The following is a 1415-nucleotide window of genomic DNA, read 5'->3' as shown; positions in this document are numbered from 1 at the left end:
GGTTGAATGGGTGTGCAAAAGCTTTAACGTTTTCTCCTTCCATCAGTTCCGAGGCCGGATAGCAGGGTGCAGATAGCGTGGTGCATATTGCAGGAGCGTTAAATTCTCTTTGAGCCCTTTCCCTTCAAGGGGAAAGGTGCCGACAGGCGGATAGGGGTCTTTGCGGTGAAACATGTACTTAATCCCTCTTCACCGATTTCAAAAACACAAACCCCACTACCCCCGAAAGGATCGAAGCAGTTAAAATGGCAAACTTCGCTTCCGAAACATGCAGTATCTCGCTAAAAGAGAGCAGGGCAATAAAGATCGACATGGTAAAACCGATTCCGGCGAGCATGCCTAAACCCAATACATGTTTCCAACCGGCACCAGTAGGGAGGTTGGCCCATTTCAATTTCACGGCTAACCAGCTGAAAAAGGTTACACCGATGGTTTTGCCAACAAATAAACCTACTATGATGCCGAGGCCGAGGGGCGAAACGAGTCCGGCGAGCATTTCTTTTTGAAAAGTGATATTGGTATTGGCCAGTGCGAACACCGGCATAATGATGTAGTTTACGGGAGTGGTTAAAAAATGCTCCAGTTTCTCTAATGGCGATTCTACATCGGTTTCGTTGGTGGGGATGGTGAAAGCCAGCAGTACCCCTGCAATGGTAGCGTGGATGCCGGAGTGGTGGATGAAATACCAGAGGAATACACCCGGGATGAGATAGAATACCAGTTTCTTTACGCCAAAATAGTTCATTAAGCCTAAAAGGACTAAAATGCCCCCGGCCATGGCGAGGTATTCGAAATGGATCTGTTTGGTGTAAAAGATCGCGATAACGAGAATGGCACCAAGATCATCAACAATGGCCAGCGCAGCCAGGAATATTTTTAAACTGGTGGGCACGCTTTTACCAAGCATGGCGATGATGGCGAGGGCAAAGGCAATGTCGGTAGCCATGGGGATGCCCCAGCCTCCGGCCGTTTCGTGACCTTTATTAAACAGGGCATAAATAATTGCGGGTACCAGCATTCCGCCCATGGCGGCGATTACAGGAAGTGCTGCACTCTTTACGGAAGACAATTCGCCTTCTACGAGTTCGCGTTTAATTTCGAGTCCTACGAGGAGGAAAAAGATGGCCATTAAGGCATCGTTGATCCAGGCGAGGATGCTATAGTTGATGGCACCAAAACCCAGTTTGGTTTCTAAAAAGGTTTCGAAGCTTTCTTTCGAGGCGGTGTTGGCGATAATTAAGGAGATGGCGACGCAAATGAGCAGTAAAAAGCCACCTACTTGTCCGGAGCGGAAGAAACGCTGAAATGCTTCAAGATTGATGAGTTTAGGCATATTGTAAAAGTAGTGAAATGAAGGGGAAAGGGGGGGATGTTTTTTGTTATTTCTGAGGGAGGGTGGGTTAACCTCAATGAAT

At 47.6% G+C, this 1415-nt stretch carries 1 protein-coding gene; it reads right to left on the bottom strand.

The annotated features are described in order from the left end of the window. Positions 1-178: 178 nt before the first annotated feature. Positions 179-1333: a Na+/H+ antiporter NhaA gene (gene nhaA, locus R2S57_RS30310; protein ID WP_316848647.1), complete on the bottom strand. Its 1155-nt coding sequence runs from the start codon at positions 1331-1333 to the stop codon at positions 179-181. Between the last annotated feature and the right edge of the window lie 82 nt (positions 1334-1415).

The organism is Pedobacter psychrodurus (assembly GCF_032678585.1).
Lineage (GTDB): Bacteria > Bacteroidota > Bacteroidia > Sphingobacteriales > Sphingobacteriaceae > Pedobacter > Pedobacter psychrodurus_A.
Note: the sequence above shows the minus strand (reverse complement) of the source record. Positions and strands in the feature narration are given on the sequence as shown.

Coding starts and splice junctions, on each gene's coding strand:
- nhaA (WP_316848647.1), bottom strand. CDS start 1,333: ATGCCTAAACTCATCAATCTTGAAGCATTTCAGCGTTTCTTCCGCTCC.